At 60.4% G+C, this 23,735-nt stretch carries 23 protein-coding genes and 2 pseudogenes; 9 read left to right on the top strand and 16 right to left on the bottom strand.

Annotated elements, in window-relative coordinates; translation table 11 throughout:
- A pseudogene (locus AD666_RS00415) lies at window positions 1-1,208 on the bottom strand (calcium-binding protein); the annotation flags it as partial.
- Window positions 1,209-2,026: 818 nt separating this feature from the next.
- On the opposite strand from AD666_RS00415, the pseudogene AD666_RS25710 reads away from it, so the two are divergent.
- Window positions 2,027-2,203: pseudogene (locus AD666_RS25710) on the top strand (type II toxin-antitoxin system HicA family toxin); the annotation flags it as partial.
- 40 nt (window positions 2,204-2,243) lie between these two features.
- Complete coding sequence (locus AD666_RS00405) at window positions 2,244-2,654, top strand: type II toxin-antitoxin system HicB family antitoxin (RefSeq protein ID WP_053146419.1); 411 nt, start codon at window positions 2,244-2,246, stop codon at window positions 2,652-2,654.
- A 146-nt stretch (window positions 2,655-2,800) separates the two neighbouring features.
- On the opposite strand, the gene AD666_RS26560 is transcribed toward AD666_RS00405, so the two are convergent.
- Complete coding sequence (locus AD666_RS26560) at window positions 2,801-2,947, bottom strand: hypothetical protein (protein ID WP_172679567.1); 147 nt, start codon at window positions 2,945-2,947, stop codon at window positions 2,801-2,803.
- Between the two features lie 174 nt (window positions 2,948-3,121).
- Here AD666_RS26560 and AD666_RS00400 point away from each other — a divergent pair, with 174 nt between their 5' ends.
- Window positions 3,122-3,526 carry a low affinity iron permease family protein gene (locus AD666_RS00400; RefSeq protein WP_053146416.1) on the top strand — a complete coding sequence of 135 codons (405 nt, stop codon included), beginning with the start codon at window positions 3,122-3,124 and terminating at the stop codon, window positions 3,524-3,526.
- Window positions 3,527-3,572: 46 nt separating this feature from the next.
- On the opposite strand, the gene AD666_RS00395 is transcribed toward AD666_RS00400, so the two are convergent.
- Together AD666_RS00395 and AD666_RS00390 are read right to left on the bottom strand one after the other, a co-directional pair.
- Window positions 3,573-4,481, bottom strand: coding sequence for an SDR family oxidoreductase (locus AD666_RS00395; RefSeq protein ID WP_053146413.1), 909 nt, complete (start codon window positions 4,479-4,481; stop codon window positions 3,573-3,575).
- A gap of 75 nt (window positions 4,482-4,556) precedes the next feature.
- Window positions 4,557-5,060, bottom strand: a complete 504-nt coding sequence (locus AD666_RS00390) for a DUF4142 domain-containing protein (protein ID WP_053146410.1) — start codon at window positions 5,058-5,060, stop codon at window positions 4,557-4,559.
- 712 nt (window positions 5,061-5,772) lie between these two features.
- Between AD666_RS00390 and AD666_RS00385 the strand changes: the two genes are divergently transcribed.
- Both AD666_RS00385 and AD666_RS00380 read left to right on the top strand, forming a co-directional pair.
- Window positions 5,773-7,008: an aminotransferase class I/II-fold pyridoxal phosphate-dependent enzyme gene (locus AD666_RS00385; protein WP_053146407.1), complete on the top strand. Its 1,236-nt coding sequence runs from the start codon at window positions 5,773-5,775 to the stop codon at window positions 7,006-7,008.
- A 12-nt stretch (window positions 7,009-7,020) separates the two neighbouring features.
- A complete protein-coding gene (locus AD666_RS00380) occupies window positions 7,021-8,184 on the top strand; it encodes an MFS transporter (protein WP_053146405.1) in 1,164 nt (387 codons plus the stop codon).
- Here AD666_RS00380 and yiaY read toward each other — a convergent pair.
- Window positions 8,181-9,329, bottom strand: a complete 1,149-nt coding sequence (yiaY, locus tag AD666_RS00375; RefSeq protein ID WP_053146402.1) for an L-threonine dehydrogenase — start codon at window positions 9,327-9,329, stop codon at window positions 8,181-8,183. The genes AD666_RS00380 and yiaY overlap by 4 nt on opposite strands.
- Before the next feature lie 152 nt (window positions 9,330-9,481).
- Here yiaY and AD666_RS00370 point away from each other — a divergent pair, with 152 nt between their 5' ends.
- Window positions 9,482-10,501: a DUF4917 family protein gene (locus AD666_RS00370; RefSeq protein ID WP_053146399.1), complete on the top strand. Its 1,020-nt coding sequence runs from the start codon at window positions 9,482-9,484 to the stop codon at window positions 10,499-10,501.
- Window positions 10,502-10,529: 28 nt separating this feature from the next.
- Here the strand turns inward: AD666_RS00370 and AD666_RS00365 are convergent, their stop codons facing one another.
- From AD666_RS00365 to AD666_RS00340, 6 genes are all read right to left on the bottom strand, one after another.
- Window positions 10,530-10,874, bottom strand: coding sequence for a YegP family protein (locus tag AD666_RS00365; protein ID WP_053146396.1), 345 nt, complete (start codon window positions 10,872-10,874; stop codon window positions 10,530-10,532).
- An 84-nt stretch (window positions 10,875-10,958) separates the two neighbouring features.
- Window positions 10,959-11,540, bottom strand: a complete 582-nt coding sequence (locus AD666_RS00360) for a DJ-1/PfpI family protein (protein ID WP_053146393.1) — start codon at window positions 11,538-11,540, stop codon at window positions 10,959-10,961.
- Window positions 11,541-11,688: 148 nt separating this feature from the next.
- Window positions 11,689-12,906 (bottom strand): SAM-dependent methyltransferase, encoded by a 1,218-nt coding sequence (locus AD666_RS00355; protein WP_053146391.1) that lies wholly within the window; start codon window positions 12,904-12,906, stop codon window positions 11,689-11,691.
- Window positions 12,907-13,025: 119 nt separating this feature from the next.
- Window positions 13,026-13,643 carry a TPM domain-containing protein gene (locus tag AD666_RS00350; RefSeq protein ID WP_053146388.1) on the bottom strand — a complete coding sequence of 206 codons (618 nt, stop codon included), beginning with the start codon at window positions 13,641-13,643 and terminating at the stop codon, window positions 13,026-13,028.
- A gap of 28 nt (window positions 13,644-13,671) precedes the next feature.
- Window positions 13,672-14,463 (bottom strand): YgcG family protein, encoded by a 792-nt coding sequence (locus AD666_RS00345; RefSeq protein ID WP_082339607.1) that lies wholly within the window; start codon window positions 14,461-14,463, stop codon window positions 13,672-13,674.
- A complete protein-coding gene (locus AD666_RS00340) occupies window positions 14,463-15,071 on the bottom strand; it encodes a LemA family protein (RefSeq protein WP_053146382.1) in 609 nt (202 codons plus the stop codon). The genes AD666_RS00345 and AD666_RS00340 overlap by 1 nt, the downstream gene beginning before the upstream one ends.
- Before the next feature lie 250 nt (window positions 15,072-15,321).
- Between AD666_RS00340 and bglX the strand changes: the two genes are divergently transcribed.
- Complete coding sequence (gene bglX / locus AD666_RS00335) at window positions 15,322-17,613, top strand: beta-glucosidase BglX (RefSeq protein ID WP_053146377.1); 2,292 nt, start codon at window positions 15,322-15,324, stop codon at window positions 17,611-17,613.
- 130 nt (window positions 17,614-17,743) lie between these two features.
- Here the strand turns inward: bglX and AD666_RS00330 are convergent, their stop codons facing one another.
- From AD666_RS00330 to AD666_RS00310, 5 genes are all read right to left on the bottom strand, one after another.
- A complete protein-coding gene (locus AD666_RS00330) occupies window positions 17,744-18,901 on the bottom strand; it encodes a phosphatidylserine/phosphatidylglycerophosphate/cardiolipin synthase family protein (protein WP_053146374.1) in 1,158 nt (385 codons plus the stop codon).
- Between the two features lies 1 nt (window position 18,902).
- Window positions 18,903-19,493: a YceI family protein gene (locus AD666_RS00325; RefSeq protein ID WP_053146371.1), complete on the bottom strand. Its 591-nt coding sequence runs from the start codon at window positions 19,491-19,493 to the stop codon at window positions 18,903-18,905.
- A gap of 142 nt (window positions 19,494-19,635) precedes the next feature.
- Entirely contained in the window at window positions 19,636-19,959 is a 324-nt protein-coding gene (locus AD666_RS00320; protein WP_053146368.1) for a hypothetical protein, read from the bottom strand.
- A complete protein-coding gene (locus AD666_RS00315) occupies window positions 19,956-21,050 on the bottom strand; it encodes a serine hydrolase (protein WP_053146365.1) in 1,095 nt (364 codons plus the stop codon). The genes AD666_RS00320 and AD666_RS00315 overlap by 4 nt, the downstream gene beginning before the upstream one ends.
- Before the next feature lie 83 nt (window positions 21,051-21,133).
- Complete coding sequence (locus tag AD666_RS00310; RefSeq protein ID WP_053146362.1) at window positions 21,134-22,012, bottom strand: acyl-CoA dehydrogenase; 879 nt, start codon at window positions 22,010-22,012, stop codon at window positions 21,134-21,136.
- Between the two features lie 145 nt (window positions 22,013-22,157).
- Between AD666_RS00310 and olsB the strand changes: the two genes are divergently transcribed.
- Window positions 22,158-22,913: an L-ornithine N(alpha)-acyltransferase gene (gene olsB, locus AD666_RS00305; protein WP_053146359.1), complete on the top strand. Its 756-nt coding sequence runs from the start codon at window positions 22,158-22,160 to the stop codon at window positions 22,911-22,913.
- On the top strand, window positions 22,913-23,704 hold the full coding sequence (locus AD666_RS00300; protein ID WP_053146356.1) for a lysophospholipid acyltransferase family protein: 792 nt from the start codon (window positions 22,913-22,915) through the stop codon (window positions 23,702-23,704). Before olsB ends, AD666_RS00300 begins: the two co-directional genes overlap by 1 nt.
- The last annotated feature ends 31 nt before the right edge of the window (window positions 23,705-23,735 follow it).

Raw genomic sequence — 23,735 nt, 5'->3', positions numbered from 1 at the left:
GCGCCACCGTATAGGGTGTCGTTACCCGAACCGCCGGTAATGACGTTGTCGCTGTCGTTGCCGTAACCGATGAAGGCGCCAGTGCCGACGTAGGTCAGGCGCTCGACGTTGGCTGCCAGGATGGTGCCGCTGGCATTGATCACCGACACACGGGCTTCATCGTTACCGCCACCGGCCTGTTCGATAATGGTGGGGGTCTGCCCCATATTGATGTTGTAGATATCGTCGCCTGCGCCACCTTCCAGTCGTATTCCCGTGGCCGTGGTATACGGACCTGCGGAAAGCACGTCGTTGAAGGCAGAGCCTATGACCGTTTCGATATTCGCCAACGTGCTGCCTTCGGCCTCTCCACCCGTTCCTGCAGTTCCCGTCCCGGTACGGATATTGATGTTTACCCCGGCTGTCGAACCCGAGTAGTCGACCGTATCGACACCGGCACCGCCGTCGAAATCGATACCGCTGCCATCGCCAATGAACGTGTCGTTGAAGTTCGAGCCTCTGACCGCTTCGATATCGGTGTAGGTATCACCTGCCGCGATCCCGGTATGTACGCCGGTCTTGAGGTTGATGGTCACAGCTTCCTTGCTGTCGGTATAACCCGCTATGTCATAGCCGGCACCGCCGATGAACTGATCCGCTCCCGCGCCACCGTATAGGGTGTCGTTACCCGAACCGCCGGTAATGACGTTGTCGCTGTCGTTGCCGTAACCGATGAAGGCGCCAGTGCCGACGTAGGTCAGGCGCTCGACGTTGGCTGCCAGGATGGTGCCGCTGGCATTGATCACCGACACACGGGCTTCATCGTTACCGCCGCCGGCCTGTTCGATGATGGTGGGGGTCTGCCCCATATTGATGTTGTAGATATCGTCGCCTGCACCACCTTCCAGTCGTATTCCCGTGGCCGTGGTATACGGGCCTGCGGAGAGCACGTCGTTGAAGGCCGAGCCTATGACAGTTTCGACCCCAGTGAGAATATCCCCCTCGGCGTCGCCACCTTGACCAACAAGCCCAGTTCCCTGGCGCAAATCTATACTGATACCTTCGGTAGACGCCGAATAATCAACTGTATCGGTACCCGCTCCACCATCAATCTTATCCGCGCCGGCAGTGCCCTTGATCACATCGTTGCCGCCCAGGGCGTAGATCTCATCATCCCCTGCGGTGCCAATGAGTGCGTCTGCACCGGCTGTTCCATTAATAACTGCCATTTTCTTCTTCCTAGTGCTCTAAGGATGGTGGAGGAGGTCTTATAAAATCAGTGTTGGATTACAAAATTGAAGCAAGAAACTCCGCAACTTCTTACAGCTGTGGCCAGTGAAGCTTGAGCGGAAATTTCGCTTGAAAATGGGTATCCAAAGGGTCATTTATTAATTTTTTCAGACACGACAAAAATCTGCCCGATTTGAAGAAATCGGGATGTGTTTGATTTTTTATGTGATTAATTGCGTGTTGGTGCAGCCAATCCATGCTGAGCTTCCATCCTTGGCTCTTCTCCCCTGTCGGAATGTTAATTGGGCATCGAGCGTCCGTGCGTGATAGCACGATAATATCTCTTTACACAAGAGGTATGATGTCAAAGGAACGTAGCGTGCTGCTGACGTCATATGCCGGTTAGTGCGACCTGGCGTGCCAAGGCACTACACAGATGCGAGTGCATTGGCTCGACGTCAGCGCTCTGCGCACTTTTACTCTCCATATTGGTACCTGATTCGCCCCGTTAGCGGCCTCACTCGCCGTCGCATGCTGAAGGCTATTGCGAGACGTTGCGAGGCCTGAGCTTACCCACAGGAATCTGCACGGAAGACATGCCGCCATCGGCGTTGTCCTTGGTCTCGTTAACCGATCCGCTCGCCTTCATACATTCCGAAATAAACCCATCCCTCCCTCGACTCCCCCTGTACGCCGCGGCTTCTAGACTTCATCGCACCGCATTCACCTGCCGATACCCTTCGTCCCGGTGGTTATAGTGTTGATCATTAATTTTCAGTAGGTATAGTACCCACCAAGCACACCACAAGGAGGTGTTGTGAATAGCCGATTTTTGATAGGCCAGCTCGTCGCGGACGGTTGGTACCTGGTACGGGTTCGGGGCAGCCACCATCATTTCAAACACCCCACCAAACCGGGACTGGTCACTGTTCCTCATCCCAAGAAGGACCTGCTCAAGAAAACGGCCATCAGTATCCTGCAACAGGCCCTGCTCCAGACCGCCCGTTGCCCAGCGTCCGCGGAGGACAATGAATATGCTGTACCCGATTGCGATTTCCATGGGTGATGAACAACACGCCTGGGGTGTTGAAGTGCCGGATATTCCCGGCTGTTTTTCCGCTGGCGATGACCTGGACGATGCCATGGCGATGGCCCGCGAGGCCATCGAAGGGCATTTCGAGATCCTGGCCGAAGACGGTTCGCCGATTCCGCCAGCCAGCAAAGTCACCCTGCACGCGGCCAACCCACAATATGCCGGTTGCACCTGGGCGCTGGTGGATATCGATGTGACCAAATACCTGGGCAAGGCGCAGAAACTCAATATCACCCTGCCCGGCTACCTGCTCAATCGTATCGATGAATATGTGTTGCATCATCCCGAGGAGAAAAGCCGTTCCGGGTTCCTGGCGTCGGCCGCGCTCAAGGTGTTACAGCAGGGGCGGTGATACAAACGGACATAACGTGACCAATGGGTGCCCTTGTGGGAGCGAACCTGCTCGCGATGACGTCGGGTCAGCAGACATTGACGTCGCCTGACACTAAGCCATCGCGAGCAAGCCCGCTCCCACAGGTTTTTTTGTGTGTTTGGGGCCTATTTCTTCTGCCCATCGGACTCCTGCATCTGCACCGAAGACTTGGTGCCGTCGGTGTTGTCCTTGGTTTCGTTGTCCGATTTGTCGAAGCAGCCCTGCAAGACAAACAGGCAACAGGCGAGGCAAAGGGTTCGGGTGAGGCTCATGGCGTGCTCCAACGGATGGCTTTAAGCAGTGACCCCTGATTGCGGCAAATGGTTGCGCCGGTCTTCAGACCGGGCTGATGAACGTTGGCGGTAAAACACCAGGGAAATGTAAGTAGAATTTTCGCCGTTGCGTTGCTGTCACACCACACAGGTGCATCCATGAGGAACACAGCAATGACCTTTGCAAAAATCGCTCAAAAACTGTCCCTCTGGGCAGGGAGCCCGAAGACTTTTCTGGGGGCTCTCGTGTTGTTGGCCCTCTGGGCTTGCAGCGGGCCTTTTTTCAAGTTCAACGATACGTGGCAACTGATCATCAACACCTCGACGACGATCATCACGTTTTTGATGGTGTTTCTGATCCAGAACACGCAGAACCGCGACACGGATATTCTCCACTTGAAGGTCGACGAACTGCTGCGCGCCACCAAGGAAGCGCAAAACGCGATGCTCGGACTCGAAGCGCTGGACCTCAAGCAATTGGAGGCGCTGCGAAAGCACTACCAGGCCATGGGCCAGGACGAAGCCAAATCGCTCGAAGGCCTGGACAAAAAAAACAAGATAGACCTGAACCAATGTTAAGGAGATGCGCGGTGGCGCAGCGCCACTCGCGCTTCCCGGTTGTGCGTCAGGGCAGCGGATTTCCCCCCGTCACGCCAAACACTTCCCCGGTGATGTAGCTCGACTCCTGGGATGCCAGCAGCACGTAGAGCGGTGCGCATTCGGCTGGTTGGCCGGGCCGCTTCATCGGCACCTGGGAGCCGAAGGTAGGAATTTTTTCCTGGGGTTGTCCGCCACTGGGCTGCAATACGGTCCAGATCGGACCAGGGGCCACGGCGTTGACCCGGATGCCCTTGCTGATGACCTGGCCCGCCAGTGCCTTGGTGAACGCCACGATGGCCGCTTTGGTGGTGGCGTAGTCCAACAACGTCGCAGAGGGATCGTAAGACTGGATGGACGCTGTGTTGATGATCGTCGCCCCCGCCGGCATCAGGGGTATCGCCGCTTTGCAGAGCCAGAACATTGCATAGATGTTCGTCTTCATGGTGTCGTCGAACTGCGCGGTCGTGATGTCGGCGATGTCTTTCTGCGCTTCCTGTTTGCCAGCGACGTTCGTCAGGATATCCAGGCCGCCCAGTTGCTCATGGGCGCTCTTGATCAACTGGACGCAAAACGCTTCGTCCTTGAGATCGCCGGGAATCGCGACCGCCCTGCGGCCTTCGGCCTCGATCAGCTCGACGACTTGCCGCGCATCGCGTTCTTCGCTGGGCAAGTAGTTAATCGCCACATCGGCGCCTTCACGGGCAAATGCAATCGCCGCGGCACGGCCGATCCCGGAATCACCACCGGTGACCAGGGCCTTGCGCCCTTCCAGGCGGCCGAAGCCTTGGTAACTTTTTTCACCGTGATCGGGCTTGGGCACCATCTCCTGATCGATGCCGGGCGGTGACTGCGGCTGGTCGGGAAACGGAGGCTTGGGGTATTGGGTCAGCGGGTTCTGCATCTTGTATTGATTGGGTTCTCGGCGTGTGGACATCGAGCGTCTCCTTTCAGCGGGCAAGATGAACCGGGACGTGCGCGTCCCGGCCTTCAATGAAAAACGTGCGCAAGATCAGCGGCTGGCCTGCAACGCCCTGGCCATCTCGAGATGGGTCTGCAATTTAGGCAGCGTTTCATCGGCGAATGCCTTGATTTCCGGTACTTGCGTGGTCTGGGCTTCTTGCTGGATCTGCGCGATGGCTTCCTCGGTGGCCTTGACCTGACTGGCGGCATAAGCCGCTTCGAACGACTCGCCTTCCTGTACTTGCGGAATCAGGGCCTTGGCCTTCTCTGCCACTTCCTCCCTGGGCTCGACGGGCAGATCGAGCTTCTTCGCAATCTTGGCCAGATGTTGATTGGCGGTAGTACGGTCGTTGATCACCATGATGGTGTAATCCTTGACCTCCCTGGACTCGGCTTTCCCGTGGGCCATGCGGCTGGCCTCGATATCGGCCATGCCTTTGGCGGAAGCATCATTGATGAATTCGGTCGGCGATTGGGCCCAGGCACTGTTGGCACCCAGGCCCATCAACACGACAAGGCTGCTGGTGCGTAAAAAGGTGGCCGTCCGGCTCATGGTCGCGCCCTCCTCGTCATAAAGGTTCCGGCAGGTTTTGCCTGCCTTTGAATCAGAACCACCGGTGACAATCAGCGAGATGTCAGACCCGGTCTGCGGCCGATTTCGACTTTCACCGGGTGTTTGTCGACACTCAAGGTGGTGGTTCTCCCACTTTTGCGACCCGATTCGGACACCTTCGTTCGATCGTGAGCGATGTTTCCCGCGTATTTGCTTCTTGAACCATGCATGTTCTGGCCCTCCAGATTCATGGACATTGGCGAGCAGGGCCCGCCTGACATTCGAAAGGACCGAGGGAGCAAAGGTTTTAAGAAACAGCGCACGCCACGACGAACGGTGGCGTCAGATCACAGCAACAAATGCAGCCGGGAACGTATTGGATATTCGATGCACGTCCATCACAGGAAAAGGATAGCGCCGCCGCTCGAACCGTCAGGGAAAATGATTGCCATGTGCCATCCGGCACACCCTTCTTCAAGCGAAACTCAGCGAGCCCGGGAGCAATGACTGGGCATCTCCAAGCTCCGACCCTTCAAAGGGATTACCCACCCACGTTCCTAGGCAAGGTCCTACACAGAACTCTCCGGCAGCTCTCAAAGACGCCGGAAACAGCCGATTCAAAGCCCCGCACGTTGATCTGTAAAGTCCGGAAACACACACAGAGTGAAACACCCCACGGACAGCACCTTCAACCAAGGAATGTAATCGCACTATGAACCAGATCGCGCAACCGCCCCATCGCTTCACCAACTATCGCAAGGTCATCTCCCTGGCCGATCAGGACTGGCAGAGCGCCGAAGCCGGCAAAATCTCGGGGCTCAATGTCGAGGTCAAGACCCCCAACGTCCTGGTCGACCAGTATGGACGCACCTTCCATCATTTCTGCACAACGTCCTACCTGGGTCTGGACTACCACCCCGCGCTGCTCGACGGCGCCATGACCGCCTTATGGGAGACCGGCACCCTGCGGGTCGCCAATTCGAAGAATCGCTGCAAACTGGCAATCCTGGCCCAATACGAAACTCAACTGTCCGAGTTGTTTGGCGCCAGTTGCCTGAGTGCCTTGTCGTGCAGCGCGGCAAGTGCCGGGATCCTGCCACTGCTGGCCAGCGGCGCACTCACCGACGACCGGCCCCCCGTCATGGTGTTCGACAAGCACGCCCATTACTCGATGAATCACTTCAAGACCGCCTGTGCCGATGAAACCCAGGTCATCACCTGCCCGCACAACGACATGGATTTCATCGAGGACCTGTGCAAACGCCAGCGCAACGTGGCATATGTCACCGACGGTGCGTACAGCATGGGTGGCGTGGCGGACCTGGACAGTCTGCTGTACCTCAAGCAGCGTTATGGCCTGTTTCTGTATCTGGACGATTCCCACGCACTGTCTACCGTAGGTGCCTGCGGTGCGGGCCTGGTCCGTCCGCGCCTGCCTGCGGTGGACGAACGTACCTTGATCGTCGCCTCCCTTGCCAAATCATTCGGGGCTAGCGGGGGGCTGGCGATGTTCGGCAGCGAACGGCACAAAGTGCTGGTACAACGCTACGGCGGGCCGAGCAATTGGTCCCAAAGCCTGAACGCAGCGGCGATTGGCGCCGGCATGGCCTCGATCCGCCTGCATCGCAGTCGAGAATTGGGCTCCTTGCAGGAACGATTGCAGGCTAATATCCGCTTTTTCGACAGCCTCATCCGTACCGAACAGCACGGCAATCCCATGGCGATTCGTCTGGTGCCTTGTGGGGAAGCGACGCTGGCCAACCGGCTGGCCGTGGAACTGGCCGAGCGGGGGTATTTTACCTCGGCGGTCTTTTTCCCCGTGGTGCCACAAAACAAGGCCGCAATCCGCATTACCCTGCGTGCCGACATGGAACCGAACGTGATCCGCTCGTTCTGTGAACTGATTACCGGGCTGCTGCAAGCCCACGGGCGTGAGATACGCCCCTGAAACGAGCGCTCGATGAACAACCGTACAACTCTGATCGTCACGTGTACCACCGTGTTCCTGGCCCAACTGGGCATGAGCATCTACTTGCCGGCCTTGCCTGACATTGCCAAAGACCTTGGGGCCGATGCCTCCCGGGTCTCCTGGGGGTTGTCGGTGTACCTGATCGGCATGGCGCTGCCCATGCTGGCATGGGGCGGCCTCAGCCAGACGCTGGGTCGCAAGCCGATCTTACTGGCGGCATTGGGGTTGTACGGCCTGGGCAACCTGGCCTTGCCCCTGGGCACTACAGCGGAAGCGTTCCTGGCATTCAGGTTGATCCAGGGCATCGGTGCCAGCGGCATTTCGGTGATGGCGCGGGTTTTGATCCGTGACAGTTTCAGCGGCGACCTGCTGGCCAAGGCCTTGTCCTGGATCTCGATTGCCTTTGTGATTGCCCTCGGTATCGGGCAATACCTGGGCTCGCTGATCCAGGCCGCTTTCGGCTGGGAGGCAATCTTCTACGGGCTGGGGGTGGTCAGCCTGGCGATGGCGGCCGCCGTATCCCGGGCCGTGTTCCCGATATTGGCGCAAGCGCATAACGATCAATCGGCATGGCGGGCGTATGGACAGATTTTGAAACACCGTGGCTTTTTCCTGCCGGCCCTGGCGGGTGGGCTGGGTTACGGTGTGATCATTGCCTTCAATACCGCCGCGCCGTTGATCCTGCGTGACAGCTTTCACTGGTCGGCAATCGAGTACGGCCTGCTGGGCTGGCCCATCAGCGCGGCCTATCTGTTGGGTGCACTGGTGGTCAATGCCTGCGTACTGCGCATTGGCCAGCGACGACTGATGGGCTGGGGCATTGCCTTGGTGTTGGGCGGCAGCGCGACCATGCTGGCGAGCAGCCTCACCCTGAGCAGCGTTGCGTTGCTCTTCTGGCTACCGTACTGCTTTGCTGTATTGGGCCAGTCACTGAATTACCCCATCAGCCTGTCCCTGGCCAATGATGGTTCCCCAGTACCGGGCGCCTATGCCATGGCGTTGAGTGGTTTTCTGCATCAGTTGATGGCATCGGTGATCGGCGCCATGGCCAGTCTGTTGTTGAGTCAACAATCCTGGCCGCTGGCGACCTTGTGCACGTTTCTGGCGATGGCGGCGCTGCTGTGCATGCGCAGCCTGCCGCCTCGGACCCTTTAGAACGCCGAGCGGAAGATCTCTTCGATCTGCCGTTGATCCGCTGCCCGCGGGTTGGTCAAGCCACAGGCGTCCTTCAGTGCGTTGGCGGCCAGCACCGGTACGTCGTTCAGACGCACACCCAACTCGCGCAGGCCGGCGGGAATATCCACGTCCAGAGCCAGATTCCGGATCGCCGCGATGGCGGCCTGGGCGCCCTCTTCCGCACTGCTGCCAAGCGAGTCAACGCCCATCGCACGCCCCACATCAGCCAGGCGATCGGCGCACACCGAGGCGTTGAAACTCTGTACGTGAGGCAACAGGACTGCGTTGCACACACCGTGGGGCAGATCATAGAAGCCCCCCAGTTGGTGGGCCATGGCATGCACGAAACCCAGCGAAGCATTGTTGAAGGCCATCCCTGCAAGAAACTGCCCGTAGGCCATGTTTTCCCGCGCCGCCAGATCATGGCCATCACGCACGGCCAGGCGCAGGTTGTTGCTGATCAGGGTGACGGCTTTCAAGGCGCAGGCATCGGTGATCGGGTTGGCGGCGGTGGAGACATAAGCCTCGACCGCGTGGGTCAGCGCGTCCATACCCGTGGCCGCGGTCAACCCCTTGGGCATCGCCACCATCAACGCAGGATCATTGACCGACATCAGTGGCGTCACGTTACGGTCGACAATCGCCATTTTCACATGACGTGCTTCGTCGGTGATGATGCAAAAGCGGGTCATCTCGCTGGCGGTGCCTGCGGTGGTGTTGATGGCAATCAGCGGCAATTGCGGCTTGATCGACCGGTCGACGCCTTCGTAGTCACGGATCTGACCGCCGTTGGTGGCACACAAGGCGATGCCCTTGGCGCAGTCGTGGGGCGAACCGCCGCCGAGCGAGACAACGAAATCACACTGGCTTTCCTTCAGCAGCCCCAACCCATGCTCGACGTTGGCAATGCTCGGGTTGGGTTTGGCGCCGTCGAAAATCACCGAGTCGACATCCTGGATAGCCAATAGCCCAGCCACTTTGTCGGCGATGCCGGCCTTGGCCAGTCCGGCATCGGTGACGATCAGCGCCTTGCGAAAGCCGTAATTGCGGATCGCGACCATAGCCTCGTCGAGGCAACCCAGCCCCATGATATTTACCGCTGGAATGAAGAAAGTGCTGCTCATCGGAACACGCTCCTGTTGAAGGCCGGGTTAGCCGGATCGGCGGGAGCTACAGGATTGACCGGACAGTCACGGCGTTCCTTGATCTGGCTCAAGAGTCCGTCGTGATAAAGTCGCGTCCTGCCTTTGCCACGTTCTTTTGAGATGACTTTGCGATGACCGACTTCCAGGAATTTGACGCCCGGCTCGAAGATTGGGCGACCTTGCGCGCCGACACCGCCCTCAGCGGCCTGTTGGTGGGCAATGGTGCCAGCCGCGCCGTATGGGATGATTTCGGCTACGACTCGCTGTTTGAAAATGCCCGCACCGTCGAAGAAAAGCCCTTGAGCCCCTCGGAGCTGAGCGTGTTCGACGCGATGCAGACCCGTAGTTTCGAGCAGGTGCTCGGCGCGTTGAAAACCACCAGCCGGATCAACAAGGCTCTGGCGGTCAGTTCTGCCGCGCCGCGCAATCGCTACTACGCAATCAAGGAAGCCCTGATCAACACCGTGCATGCTGTCCACATTCCCTGGCGCCTGGTGCAACCATCGACCCTGGCAAAGCTCAACCAGGAACTGGGGCGCTACCGCACAGTGTTCACCACCAACTACGACCTGCTCAATTATTGGGCGATCCAGCACGCGCCCGACACGGTGACCGACCTGTTCCGCGGCGCCGACCACAGTTTTGACTTGAGCCTGGTGGCCACGGACCAACCGCGCCTGCTGTACCTGCACGGCGGCCTGCACCTGGTGCGCAACCAGGATGGCACGGCCCGCAAGCTCACCTCCACCGAAGGCACGCTGCTGGGCAATTTCGCCATCAACAACACCCTCAAGACCCTCGACGACGTCCCATTGTTCGTCAATGAAGGCCCGACCGAGGACAAGCTCAAGACCATCCGCAGCTCCGACTACCTGTCGTTCTGCTATGACCAGTTGCTGCACCACGGCGATAACCTGTGCCTGTTCGGCCATGCCTTGGGCGAGCAGGACCGGCACATCGTCCAGGCCCTGCGCCAGGCGAACCCCGGAACCCTGGCGATTTCGATCTATCCCCGCAGCCAGGCGTTCATCCAGCACCAGAAGCGGCACTACGCCAAACTGTTCCAGGGGTCGGAGATCGAATTGCGGTTCTTCGACGCCAAGAGCCATCCGCTAGGGGATCCGAAGCTGTCGGTGCCGGTGGAGGTATAGCTTTACCTGTCGGAACAGGGCTGTGGGATTACAACGCTGCCAGCGTCTTGTCCTTGATGATCGTGGTCGGCCCGTTGGCCTTGACGCTGGCAATGCCCTTGTCTCGGGCCGCGTCCGATGAATAGGCTTCGCTGCTGCCGATCACCTCGTGGTTGGCGGCCTTGAGGTTGAAATATGGATGGCCATCCTTGGTGCTCTTGAGCTCATAGCGTTCGCTCAGCGGGCTGTTTTTCCGGACCGAGGCGATACCTGCGTCGACGCCGCTGCGAGTGGCGTACAGCTCGCTGGTCAAAATCGTTTCGGCGTTGGCAGCCTTGAGCACGAACCGAAACTGGCCATGGCTGTTCTTACTGACTTCGTACCATCCAGACATGATTGCTCCCCTTTGGGCGGTCGATGGGCCGCCCAAACAGTAAAGACCCGCCACGCTTGTTCCGCCAGACGGGTTGCAAGGCTTCTACAGTGTGATGGCCGTGCCCAGCAGGGTCAGGAATCCCGCCAGCCAATTGGGATGGGCCGGCCAGGCCGGTGCGGTCGCCAGGTTACCTTGCACATGGCCTTCGGTGACTGGAATGTCGATATAGGTCCCGCCCGCCAGACGAACTTCCGGGGCACATGCCGGATAGGCGCTGCACTCGCGCCCCTCCAGAATCCCCGCCGCCGCCAGCAATTGCGCACCGTGGCACACCGCGGCAATCGGCTTGCCGGCCAAGTCGAAATCACGCACCAGTTGCAGGACTTTTTCATTCAGGCGCAGGTATTCCGGCGCACGCCCGCCTGGGATCAGCAGCGCGTCGTAGTCGGAGGCCTCGACACCGGCAAAATCATGATTCAAGGCAAAAAGATGACCCGGTTTCTCACTGTAGGTCTGGTCGCCTTCGAAGTCGTGGATGGCCGTGCGTACGGTCTGGCCCGCGTTTTTTTCCGGACATACCGCGTGCACGGTGTGGCCGACCATCTGCAGGGCCTGGAACGGCACCATCACTTCATAGTCTTCGACGAAATCGCCGACCAGCATGAGGATTTTCTTTGCAGCCATAGGGTGGGCTCCTTTTGAAATGCGTGAGGGGTGAACGCATTAAAGGTAGTCCGGTGTGTCGGTAGATGAGCGATAACCCGTCACTACCTGACGGGTTGCACGCCAATGAACGCGATGCCTCCCTGTGGGAGCGATGGGGCTGTTGGGGTCAGGCGAGGTACCCGTCAGCCCGCAACAGCGTTTCCAGGCAGTGTTCGCTGATGTGGTAGAAGGCCTTCAATTCCTGAATTTTCGCCAGCAACTCGCTCGGTTCGATCGGCTCGGCGCGCTTGACCGCCAGGATCATCTTGTTCTTGTTGGTATGTTCCAGGGAGATGAACTCGAACACCTTGGTGTCGTAACCACAGGCTTCCAGGAACAGTGCCCGCAGGCTGTCGGTGACCATTTCGGCCTGCTGGCCCAAGTGCAGGCCGTATTGCAGCATGGGCTTGAGCAACGCCGGACTCTGGATCTGCAAGCGAATCTGCTTGTGGCAGCACGGCGAGCACATGATGATCGAAGCGCCCGAGCGAATGCCCATGTGGATCGCGTAGTCGGTGGCAATGTCGCAAGCGTGCAGGGCGATCATCACATCCACTTCGCCCGGCGCCACACTGCGTACGTCGCCGTGCTGGAAGCTCAGGCCCGGATGTTCGAGTCGTGCGGCAGCCTCGTTACACAGCCTGACCATGTCCTCGCGCAGCTCGACACCGGTCACCACGCCTTCGGCCCGCAAGGTATTGCGCAGGTAATCATGGATGGCGAACGTCAGGTAGCCCTTGCCCGAGCCGAAGTCCGACACCCGCACCGGCTTGTCCAGGGCCAGCGGCGAGGATGTCAGCGCGTGGCTGAAAACTTCGATGAACTTGTTGATCTGCTTCCATTTGCGCGACATCGCTGGAATCAGCTCATGCTTGTGGTTGGTCACTCCCAGGTCGGCCAGAAACGGCCGGCTCAGGTCGAGGAAGCGGTTTTTCTCGCGGTTGTGTTCCACCGAGGGCACTTCCCGCAACTGCTGGGGCTTGCTCTTGAACAGCGAAGGCTTGCCCTTTTTGCTGTATTCCAGTTGCGCCTCGTCGGTGACCGACAACAGATGCGCGTTCCTGAACGATGTCGGCAACAGCCCGGCGACGATGGCCACACCTTCGTCCAGCGGGAAATTCTTAGTGATATCGCGGGTTTTGTAGCGATAGACGAAGGACAGGCAAGGCTGATCCTTGACCGTCAGTTGCTTGATGATCAGCCGTTGAAGGTCCGCTTCGTCACCGACGTACCTGGCCAGCACCAACTTGATAAAGGCGTTCTGCTCCAGGCTGGCTTGCAGCAACGCGATGAACTGGGCGTGGTGATCCGGCGCGGGACGGGCGGGCGTTGCGGTGACAGACATGGAAAAGCGGCCTCGGGGCGGGCGGATCGGGAATGGCGGGTATTTTAGGGGGGATGGGATGTCAGGGCACGAGGAATTTCCTGTGCCCTGAGATTTTGCCTTGCTCCTACAGAGATTTTCTAGCCCAGCACCACCAACCGGTTCGGCAGCTCATTACGTTCGTGGGTTACCGGGACATGTTCCCGGAGCAATTTGCCACAGGCTTCGATGCACGTTACAAAGCCCTGCAACGTCTGCCCCTGGCGCACCTGCTCGGTGAACGCCTTGACGATGGCGTCCCAATTGCTATTGTCGAGGCGTTTGGAAATGCCCTCGTCCACCAGGATCTCCACATACCGCTCGGCCTCGCATACAAAGATCAGCATGCCCGTGCTGCCCACGGTGTGGTGCAGGTTCTGTTCGAGAAACTGCCGGCGAGCCAGGTTGGAGGCGCGCCAGTGGCGGACCGACCGGGGAATCAGGTGCGTGGTGACCTTCGGAATACGAAACACCAGGCACAGCACGATGAAACTGGCCCATTGCACCAGCAGCAGGCTGTGCAAGGTCAACCAGCCCGAGACGTAATGCAGCACACCAGGCACCACCAAGGCCAGCAGGCTGGCCCACAGCAGTGGGATGTAGGCGTAGTCGTCGGCCCGTGCGGCGAGAACCGTGACCAGTTCGGCGTCGGTATCGCGCTCGACCCGGGCAATGGCCTCGGCGACCTTGCGTTGTTCGTGTTCAGTCAGTAATCCCATGGTTAAAAGTGCCTGCTCATTATTATTGTCACCAGCTGCCCGACGAACCGCCGCCCCCGAAACTGCCTCCGCCGCCACTGAAGCCGCCGCCCCCGCCGCCAAAACCACCGCCCCCGCTGGAACCGCTTGATCCACCGCTTCCGGCAGGCAGGATACCCAACATCTGGCCCACCATGATGGTGATGATGAACAGCATCACCAGCAACACGAACAGCCAGGGATGACGCTGGACGAAATCGCCCTCCTCCTGTTCATTCCCACTGTATGCCGCAGCCGGCTCATCCAGCGGACTGCCTCCCAGCACTACCAGCATTGCAGCCACGCCGTCGCTGATGCCTTTGTTGAAGTTACCGGTCTTGAAGGCTGGCGTGATCACTTGGTTGATGATCACCGAACTCTGGGCGTCGGTCAGGCGGTCTTCCAGCCCGTAGCCCACTTCGATCCGCAGTTTACGGTCATCCCGGGCCACGATCAGTAGCGCGCCGTTGTTCTTGTCCTTCTGCCCGATGCCCCAATGGCGACCCAGTTGGTAGCCGAAGTCTTCAATGCTGGCGCCTTGCAGGTTCGCCAGCGTGACCACGACCACCTGTTCACCGGTGGCCTGTTCATGGGCCTTGAGCTGCGCGTCCAGTTGCTGGCGCACCGACGGTTCCAGCAGTTGGGCGGTATCCACCACCCTCCCTGTGAGCGTCGGAAACTTCAGTTCGGCCTGGGCCGTGACTGCGAACAGGCAGAACAACAGCAAGCAGGTGCAGCTACGAGCGACAAGCCTCAAGTTGCAGGCAAATGCAGTGAGCAGTGCCTGTGGTAACGGCCTCATCAGAACTTCACTTCCGGGGCTTTTTCAGCGTTGGGACTGGTGGCCTCAAACGTCTCGCGAATCGGCAGGTCGCTGTACATCACGCTGTGCCACAGGCGGCCTGGGAAGGTGCGGATCTCGGTGTTGTACTTCTGCACCGCCAGGATGAAATCACGACGCGCCACGGCGATACGGTTCTCGGTGCCTTCGAGTTGCGATTGCAAGGCCAGGAAGTTCTGGTTTGCCTTGAGGTCCGGGTATCGCTCCGAGACCACCATCAAGCGGCTCAACGCACCGGTCAACTGATCCTGGGCCAGTTGGAACTGCTTGAGTTTCTCCGGGTTGTCCAGGGTGCTGGCATCGACCTGGATCGAGGTTGCCTTGGCCCGCGCCTCGATCACGGCGGTCAGGGTGTCCTGCTCATGCTGGGCATACCCCTTGACGGTTTCCACCAGATTGGGGATCAGGTCGGCACGGCGCTGGTACTGGTTCTGTACCTGGCCCCAGGCTGCCTTGGCCTGTTCGTCCAGGGTCGGGATGTTATTGATCCCGCAACCGGCCAGCAATGTGGTGAACAGCATCAAGGCCAGCATCTGCAGGCCGCTGCGGTAATTGAGTCTTGGATTCATCGGATGAAGCTCTCCCTTGCCATCTATTGGAAAACACGGCCACCTATCTGGCCGGAGTCTGGGGCATAATCGGCCGCCGTACTGGATCGAATCGGATCGATGGGCTAAAAGATGCGCGGTGCGAAACTTAGTTCAGCCCCCAGGGCTCGAAAGTGTGCTGCATTTGACCGAACAACAATAGCCGTTCCTCACAATTTGGCTGACCGGCGCGTTTTGACCATCGCCCTTTAGGCTTGCGAGAAAATTATTCATGAAGAAGCTGTGTTTGCTGGGCCTGTTTGTCAGTCTGGCCAGTCAATCCGTATTAGCCGACAACCTGCCAGCCCCCATAGAGAACAAGGACGCCTTCATCAGCAACCTGATGAAGCAGATGACCCTCGAGGAAAAGATCGGCCAATTGCGCCTGATCAGCATCGGCCCGGAAATGCCCCGGGAACTGATCCGCAAGGAAATCGCCGCCGGGAACATCGGCGGCACGTTCAACTCCATTACCCGCGATGAAAACCGTCCGATGCAGGACGCGGCCATGCGCAGCCGGCTGAAGATCCCGATGTTCTTCGCCTACGACGTGATCCACGGCCACCGCACCATTTTCCCGATTCCCCTGGCCCTGGCTTCGAGCTGGGACATGGACGCCATCTACCGCTCCGGGCGCGTTGCCGCCAAGGAAGCGGCCGCCGACAGCCTGGACATCACCTTCGCGCCCATGGTGGACATTTCCCGCGACCCACGCTGGGGCCGTACCTCCGAAGGCTTCGGCGAGGACACCTACCTGGTGTCGCGCATTGCCGCCGTGATGGTCAAGGCCTTCCAGGGCAAGGGCGCCAACGCCGCCGACGCCATCATGGCCAGCGTCAAGCACTTTGCCTTGTACGGCGCGGTGGAAGGTGGCCGTGACTACAACACCGTGGACATGAGCCCGGTGAAGATGTACCAGGATTATCTGCCACCCTACCGCGCCGCCATCGACGCCGGTGCGGGTGGGGTGATGGTTGCCTTGAACTCCATCAACGGTGTGCCGGCCACGGCCAATACCTGGCTGATGCACGATCTGTTGCGCAAGGAATGGGGTTTCAAAGGCCTGGCGGTCAGCGACCACGGCGCCATCTTCGAGCTGATCAAGCACGGCGTCGCCCGGGACGGTCGCGAAGCGGCGAAGCTGGCGATCAAGGCCGGCATCGACATGAGCATGAACGACTCGCTCTATGGCAAGGAACTGCCGGGGCTGCTCAAGTCCGGCGAGATCGAGCAGAGCGATATCGACAATGCCGTGCGCGAAGTGCTCGTCGCCAAATACGACATGGGCCTGTTCAAGGACCCGTACCTGCGTATCGGCAAGGCCGAAGACGACCCGGCCGACACCTACGCCGAAAGTCGCCTGCACCGCGCCGACGCCCGTGACGTGGCACGTCGCAGCCTGGTCCTGCTGGAGAACCGCAACCAGACCCTGCCGTTGAAGAAAAGCGCCCGGATCGCCCTGGTCGGCCCGCTGGCCAAGGCCCCCATCGACATGATGGGCAGTTGGGCCGCCGCCGGCCGGCCGGCGCAGTCGGTCACGGTGTTCGACGGCATGGCCCGTGCCTTGGGCGGTGAGTCGAAGTTGATCTATGCCCGTGGCGCCAACATCACTGGCGACAAGAAGGTCCTCGACTACCTGAACTTCCTCAATTTCGACGCCCCGGAAGTGGTGGATGATCCGCGCCCGGCCCAGGTATTGATCGACGAAGCGGTGAAAGCCGCCAGGAATGCCGATGTGGTGGTGGCTGCGGTGGGCGAGTCCCGTGGCATGTCCCATGAATCGTCGAGCCGGACCGAACTGAGCATCCCCGCCAGCCAGCGCGAGCTGATCAAGGCGCTGAAGGCTACCGGCAAGCCCCTGGTGCTGGTGCTGATGAACGGCCGTCCGCTGTCGCTGCTGGAAGAGAAGCAGCAGGCCGATGCGATCCTGGAAACCTGGTTCAGCGGCACCGAAGGCGGCAACGCCATCGCCGACGTGCTGTTCGGCGACTACAACCCGTCGGGCAAGCTGCCGATTACCTTCCCACGCTCGGTGGGGCAGATTCCGACCTACTACAACCACCTGAGCATTGGCCGTCCGTTCACACCGGGCAAGCCGGGTAACTACACCTCGCAATACTTCGATGACACCACCGGCCCGCTGTACCCGTTCGGCTATGGCCTGAGCTACACCGAGTTCGAGCTGTCGGACATGGCCCTGTCGTCCACCACGCTGAACAAGAGCGGCAAGCTCGACGCCAGCGTGACCGTGGAGAACACCGGTAAGCGCGATGGCGAAACCGTGGTTCAGCTGTACATCCAGGACGTGACCGGCTCGATCATCCGCCCGGTCAAGGAACTGAAGAATTTCCAGAAGGTGATGCTCAAGGCTGGCGAGAAGAAGGTCATTCACTTCACCATCACGGAAGACGACCTGAAGTTCTACAACGCCCAGCTCAAGTACGCCGCGGAACCGGGCAAGTTCAACGTACAGATCGGCCTGGATTCCCAGGATGTGAAGCAGCAGAGCTTTGAGTTGCTCTGATCCACAAGCAACGTCACTTCCTGTGGGAGCGGGCTTGCTCGCGAAAACGGTGCGTCAGGCCACTGAACGGTTGACTGATACGCCGCCTTCGCGAGCAAGCCCGCTCCCACATTGGATTCGCGGTGCGTCGTCAGCCGCGCCGATCCAGCAGATTCACCACCAGCCGATCCACAAACCCCCACAACCGCTGCTTGACCCGCTTCCACAGCGGCCGGCGCCGCCAGGCGTCGAGGCTGACTTGCTGGCTTTGGGCAAAGTCCTGTTCGAAACTCGCCGCCACCGCTGCGCTGAGCGCCGGGTCGAGGGCTTCCAGGTTGGCTTCCAGATTGAAACGCAGGTTCCAGTGATCAAAATTGCAGGAACCGATACTGACCCAGTCATCCACCAGCACCATTTTCAAATGCAGGAAACATGGCTGGTATTCGAAGATTTTCACCCCGGCCCTGAGCAGGCGTGGGTAATAACGGTGCCCGGCATAACGCACTGACGGGTGATCGGTGCGCGGCCCGGTGAGCAGCAAGCGTACGTCGATGCCCCGGGCCGCGGCCTTGCGCAAGGAACGGCGCACGTTCCAGGTTGGCAGGAAATAGGGCGTCGCCATCCAGATTCGCTTCTGCCCGCTGTTCAGCGCCCGGGACAGCGATTGCAGGATATCGCGATGCTGGCGGGCGTCGGCATATGCCACCCGGCCCGTGCCCTCCCCCACCGGTGGCACGCGGGGCAAGCGCGGCAGCCCGAAGTTGGACGCCGGCTTCCAGGCGCGACGATGACGGTTGGCGTTCCACTGGCGATCGAACAGCAACTGCCAGTCCAGCACCAACGGCCCGACAATTTCCACCATGACCTCGTGCCACTCGCAGCGGTTGTCGAGGGGGTTCCAGAATTCATCGGTCACGCCGGTGCCGCCGACCACCGCCAGGCGCTGGTCCACCAACAGGAGCTTGCGGTGGTCGCGGTAGAAATTGCGCACCCAACGGCGCCAGCTCAGGCGGTTATAGAAACGCAGTTCCACACCGGCGTCGATCAACCGGTTACGCAAGCCCAGGGTAAACGCCAGGCTGCCATAGTCATCGAACAAACAACGCACTCGCACGCCACGTTCGGCCGCCTGAACGAGCGCCTGGACCATCGCCTCGGCGCAGGCTCCAGCCTCCACCAGGTACAGCTCCAGTTCGACTTGCTCCCGGGCCCGGGCGATTTCGACGAGCATGCGCGGGAAGAATTGCGGGCCGTCGACCAGCAGCTCGAACTTGTTGCCTTCACGCCAGGGAAATACCGGGCCGCTCATGTCAGCGCGCCGTGAAAATCAGCACCGCGCTCACCGGCACCGACAGGCTGATGGCCGAAAGCCCGGCCATTTTGCGCAACGTCTCGAGCCCCGGTGCCAGGTCGAAATCCGCAGCATTGAGCACCACCGGCTCCAGGGTCACCACTTGGAAGCGTCGTTCGTCCAGGCGTGTCGCCAGCAATTCGACGTTGTATTCGTGCTGTTTGCCGTGCAGTTCCACCGTCAGCGGTAGACGCAGCTCCAATTGCGCGCCGTTGGCCAAGTCCTGGATTGGCAAAAGATCAATCTGTGCGGTGACCGTGGCTTCGGGAAATTGCTTGATATCGAACAGTTCGGCGCGCATGCGCTCGTCCCGCAAGGGGATACCGCTGTTGATCGACTCCAGCTCCACTTCCAGCCGGGCCGTGCCCTTGGGCTGGACCTGACCGTGCAGCACGAGGAAACGCTGGACTTCTGACACATTGCCGTTCTTGCTGCTGATGAACGACAGCCGCGACGACTCGCCGTCCAGGTACCAATCGGCCCGGGCCGGCAGCGCGGCGCCGGCCAGCAGCAAGGTTGCGACAGCGAGGGAAAGAAACCGCTTGGACATACACACTCGGGGGCAAATAAACCTGTGGCGAACCTTAACCGGGCCGAGGGCGCTTGCAAACTGTCTTGTGGGAACCTTCCGTGGGATCAACCTGTGGAAACAATCTGTAAGAGCAACCTGGGGGGCAACTTGCTCCCACAAGTTACTCTTCCATAGAAGGTTCCAGCTGGCACCCCTGCCGTTCTCCCATCCACCGTGCGCTGTTGCTGCGGCCCAACCCGGCGACGGTGATGCGCTTGGCTTCGGGGGTTTCGAGAAAATCGCTAATAGGCACCGACTGCTTCACATAGCCCCGGCAATAGTCGGCGGGTTGCTGCATCACGTAGCGGCACGAGCAGTATTCCTTGGCGGTGTAGGCACTGATGATGTCGGGAAAGGCGCCTAGCGCCACCCGTTCGCGCCAGACCCAGACGAGCAACGCCCCGAGCAGCGCCAGCGTCAAAACGACAAAAACCTTGCGCTTCACGGCTGCACCGCCCCGGCAAACGCCGCCATGGCTCGCTTGAGCAGCTCGTTATGTCGATAGCGGCCGTCGCGGTCGTCGCCGTAACGCACAATGACTAAGCCGGTACTGGGAACGATGTACAGCGCCTGCCCCCAGTGCCCCAACGCGGCGTAGGTATCCGATGGCGCATCGGGCCAGGGGCGGATGGTCGGGTCGGCGGCGCGGTTAAGCCACCAATGCCCGCCCGGCACGGCTTCGTCCTGACCGGCCTGGAAACGGGCGAAGGGCTCGCGATTGAACGCGATCCACTCCTGGGGAATCAGTTGCCGCTCGCCCCAACGACCGTCACGCAGCATCAGCAACCCGATCCGCGCCAGATCCCGAGCAGTGAGGTAAGCATAGGAAGAGCCGACGAAGGTGCCGCTGGCATCGGTTTCCCAAGTGGCGTGACGAATGCCCAACGGTTCGAACAACGCCGTCCATGGGTAATCGGGATAGCGTGCCGGACCGACAATATTTTTCAGCGCGGCCGCCAACAGGTTGCTGTCGCCGCTGGAATAACGAAACACCTGGCCCGCTGGGCTGTAGCTGTCGTGTTGCGCGGTAAACACCGCCATGTCGCGACGACCGCGGGTATAGAGCATCGCGACCACGGAAGAGTTGAGTGGCGCGTATTCGTAGTCTTCCTGCCAGTCCAGGCCTGAGGCCCAGTGGAAAAGGTCGGCGAGGGTCACGTCCGGGTGCTTGCCCAGTGCCGGGTAGTACTTGGCGGCTGGGTCTTTCAGGCCGAACCGCTTTTCCCCATAGGCCACACCGAATACGGTCGCCAGCAGGCTTTTACTGATGGACCAGGTCAGGTGCGGAGTGTCGGCGCGGGTGGGACCGGCATAACGTTCGTAGACGAGTCGGCCATCCTGGAGGACCAGCAATGCGTCGGTGCGAATACCTTCGCGAGTGGTGTCGTTCCGAGGAGGAAAGGCGTATTGCTCCAGGGCTTCGATGGCTGGGCCGGTGGGAACCGGGCCGGTCGGCCATTGCTCGCCGGGCCAGTCTTCGGCGTGGACGTTCAGGTTGAGCAGCAGGAGCGGGATCAGCAACCAGCCTTTGGACATGCGTTGGGGCTCGCAGGAGTGAACCCTGGGAGCCTAATCCGACTTTATGACAGTTTGGAAATCGGGGTGTTTTTCTGTGAGAGTCAGGTGCTACCCAAAGCCCTGGCCAACCGCTTGGCCCGTGCGCCCGCCGCCATGTCCATCACCGCCTTATCCCGCATCCACATCTCGCGCCATGAATCGGGCCCGGCGGCCAGCGCGCCGTTGAGTTCATCATCCAGTCCCTTGAATTGCGCGAACAGCCCACCCAGCAGCACATGCCCGGCGGCCGTCGACGGGTTATGGCGGCTCACTTCCGCACACCCCGCCAGCAACCCCAGCAGGCGCAACTGCAACCCCTGGGGCCACTCACAGTCCTGCCCCACGCCATACAGCCAGGCGACCATGGCGCTGAGCACATACAGGTCTTCCAGAGTGCGGAACGGTTTGACGTAGGCATCCCAACCGTCCCCCGCAAGCAACTCACAGGGCGCGCTGTCGAGTACGACCCGGCCGTGGCCGATGTCCGGCATCAAGGCCATGGAGGGTAATTTTTCCAGGGTCACGCCGGGCTCGCCGGCATAGACCACCGCCAGACTCAGTCGCGGTCTTTCATCGGGTACTTCGCAGCGAGCGGCGATCAGCAGCCATTCGGCGGCATTCCCGGCGGTGACGAAATCCTTGCGTCCGCTCAGGCGCAGGTCGCTCAGACGGGTCTGCATGTCCGCCGGCCGCAGGCTGCGCTGTTCAGTGGCACACAAGGCGCCGAGGCTATGAGGCGCACTGGGCCAGAGTGCACGCAACGCTGCCTGGTAACCCACCAGAAAGGCCAATCCCGGTGTGGCCATCAACCGACCGCCGGCGACCGCCAGCTCGAACGGGGTGACCGCCCCCAGACGCTGCAGCAACGCCGCGTACCCCTCGGCCAGGTCCGGATGAGCAGTCATTCGCTCGCCACGTTCGATCAGAGAGTGCCAAGGCATGGGAGGGCTCCTGAAGGGCTGTCATATAAGCATCACCAAAGCTTCATGGCGATGACACCGGGGCTACTTAGCCTGACTTTGCACAACATGGCTGCATAAAGAAAGTCGACTGGCTGCAACTGAACAGCCCGCACGGAGATTCGCTATGACTCAGATCGCCCGCATCAGCGACACCGGCAATGAACGCCGTCTGCAAGCCGAACGCCTGATTGGCGCACAGGCATTGCAGGAAGCCCAGGCCCTGCGCTTCAGGGTCTTCAGCGGCGAATTCAATGCCAGGCTCAAGGGCGCGGAAATGGGTCTGGACATGGATGACTACGATGTTCACTGCGCCCACATCGGCGTACGCGACCTGAACAGCGGCCGCCTCGTGGCGACCACTCGCTTGCTCGACCACCAGGCCGCCAGCAGCCTGGGTCGCTTCTACAGCGAAGAGGAATTCAACCTCCATGGCCTGGTCCATCTCCAGGGGCCGATCCTTGAGATCGGCCGCACCTGTGTCGACCCGGCCTACCGCAACGGCGGCACCATCGCCGTGTTGTGGGGCGAACTGGCCGAGGTACTGAACGAGGGCGGCTACAGCTACCTGATGGGCTGCGCGAGCATTCCGATGCAGGACGGCGGCGTCCAGGCCCAGGCGATCATGCAGCGCCTGCGCGAGCGTTACTTGTGCAACGAACACCTTCAGGCCGTACCGAAGAAACCCCTGCCAACCCTGGACGTACCGTCCAACGTGATTGCCGAAATGCCACCGCTGCTCAAGGCCTACATGCGCCTGGGCGCGAAGATTTGCGGCGAGCCGTGCTGGGATGAGGAATTCCAGGTCGCCGACGTGTTTATCCTGCTCAAGCGCGATAACCTCTGCCCACGCTACGCCCGCCACTTCAAGGCGGCGGTTTGATGAGCCGGCTCAGGGTGTACGCGCGCATCGCGCGGGTGCTGCTGGTGGTCACGCTGGGCCTGGCCATGGCCAGCGTATTCGGTCTGTTCGAACGCCTGGGGCTCGCCCACTCCATGGCGCGCCGTCAGCGCTGGTCACGCTTTTTCATGGCACGGCTGAGCCATGCCCTGCCCTTTTCCGTGACTGTCCACGGGCAGTTGCCGCAACAGCCGATGTTGTGGGTCAGCAATCATGTGTCCTGGACCGACATCCCGCTGTTGGGCATGCTCACCCCGCTGTCGTTCCTGTCCAAAGCCGAAGTGCGCACCTGGCCCGTGGCCGGCTGGCTGGCGGCAAAAGCCGGCAGTCTGTTCATCCGCCGCGGCTCGGGCGACAGCCAGTTGATCCGCAAGCAGATGACCCGCCATCTGGAACAGACCCACCCGTTGTTGATGTTCCCGGAAGGCACTACCACCGATGGTCGCTCGTTGCGTACCTTTCATGGTCGCCTGTTGTCGGCAGCCATAGACGCCGATGTCGCATTGCAACCTGTGGCGATCCGTTACCTGCGCAACGGCGAACCGGATTCCCTGGCACCGTTCATTGGTGATGACGACTTGCTGTCGCACCTGATGCGCCTGTTCGCCAACGACCGGGGTGACGTGCACATCTACCTGCTGCAACCCATCGCCTGCCAGGGCCAGGAACGTGCGGCCCTGGCGTTCCAGGCGCAGCAGGCGGTGCATAGGGCGTTATTTGGCGAGATCCCGGAAAAACAACAGGCTCCGATGCGCCCCGCCATCGCGGCTTGACACGGATATACATGGGATGGAGTCCCTGTGG

Source organism: Pseudomonas sp. Pf153, assembly GCF_001269775.1.
GTDB lineage: Bacteria > Pseudomonadota > Gammaproteobacteria > Pseudomonadales > Pseudomonadaceae > Aquipseudomonas > Aquipseudomonas uvaldensis.
The sequence above is the reverse complement of the archived record's forward strand: the minus strand, read 5'-3'. Positions and strand labels throughout refer to the sequence as shown.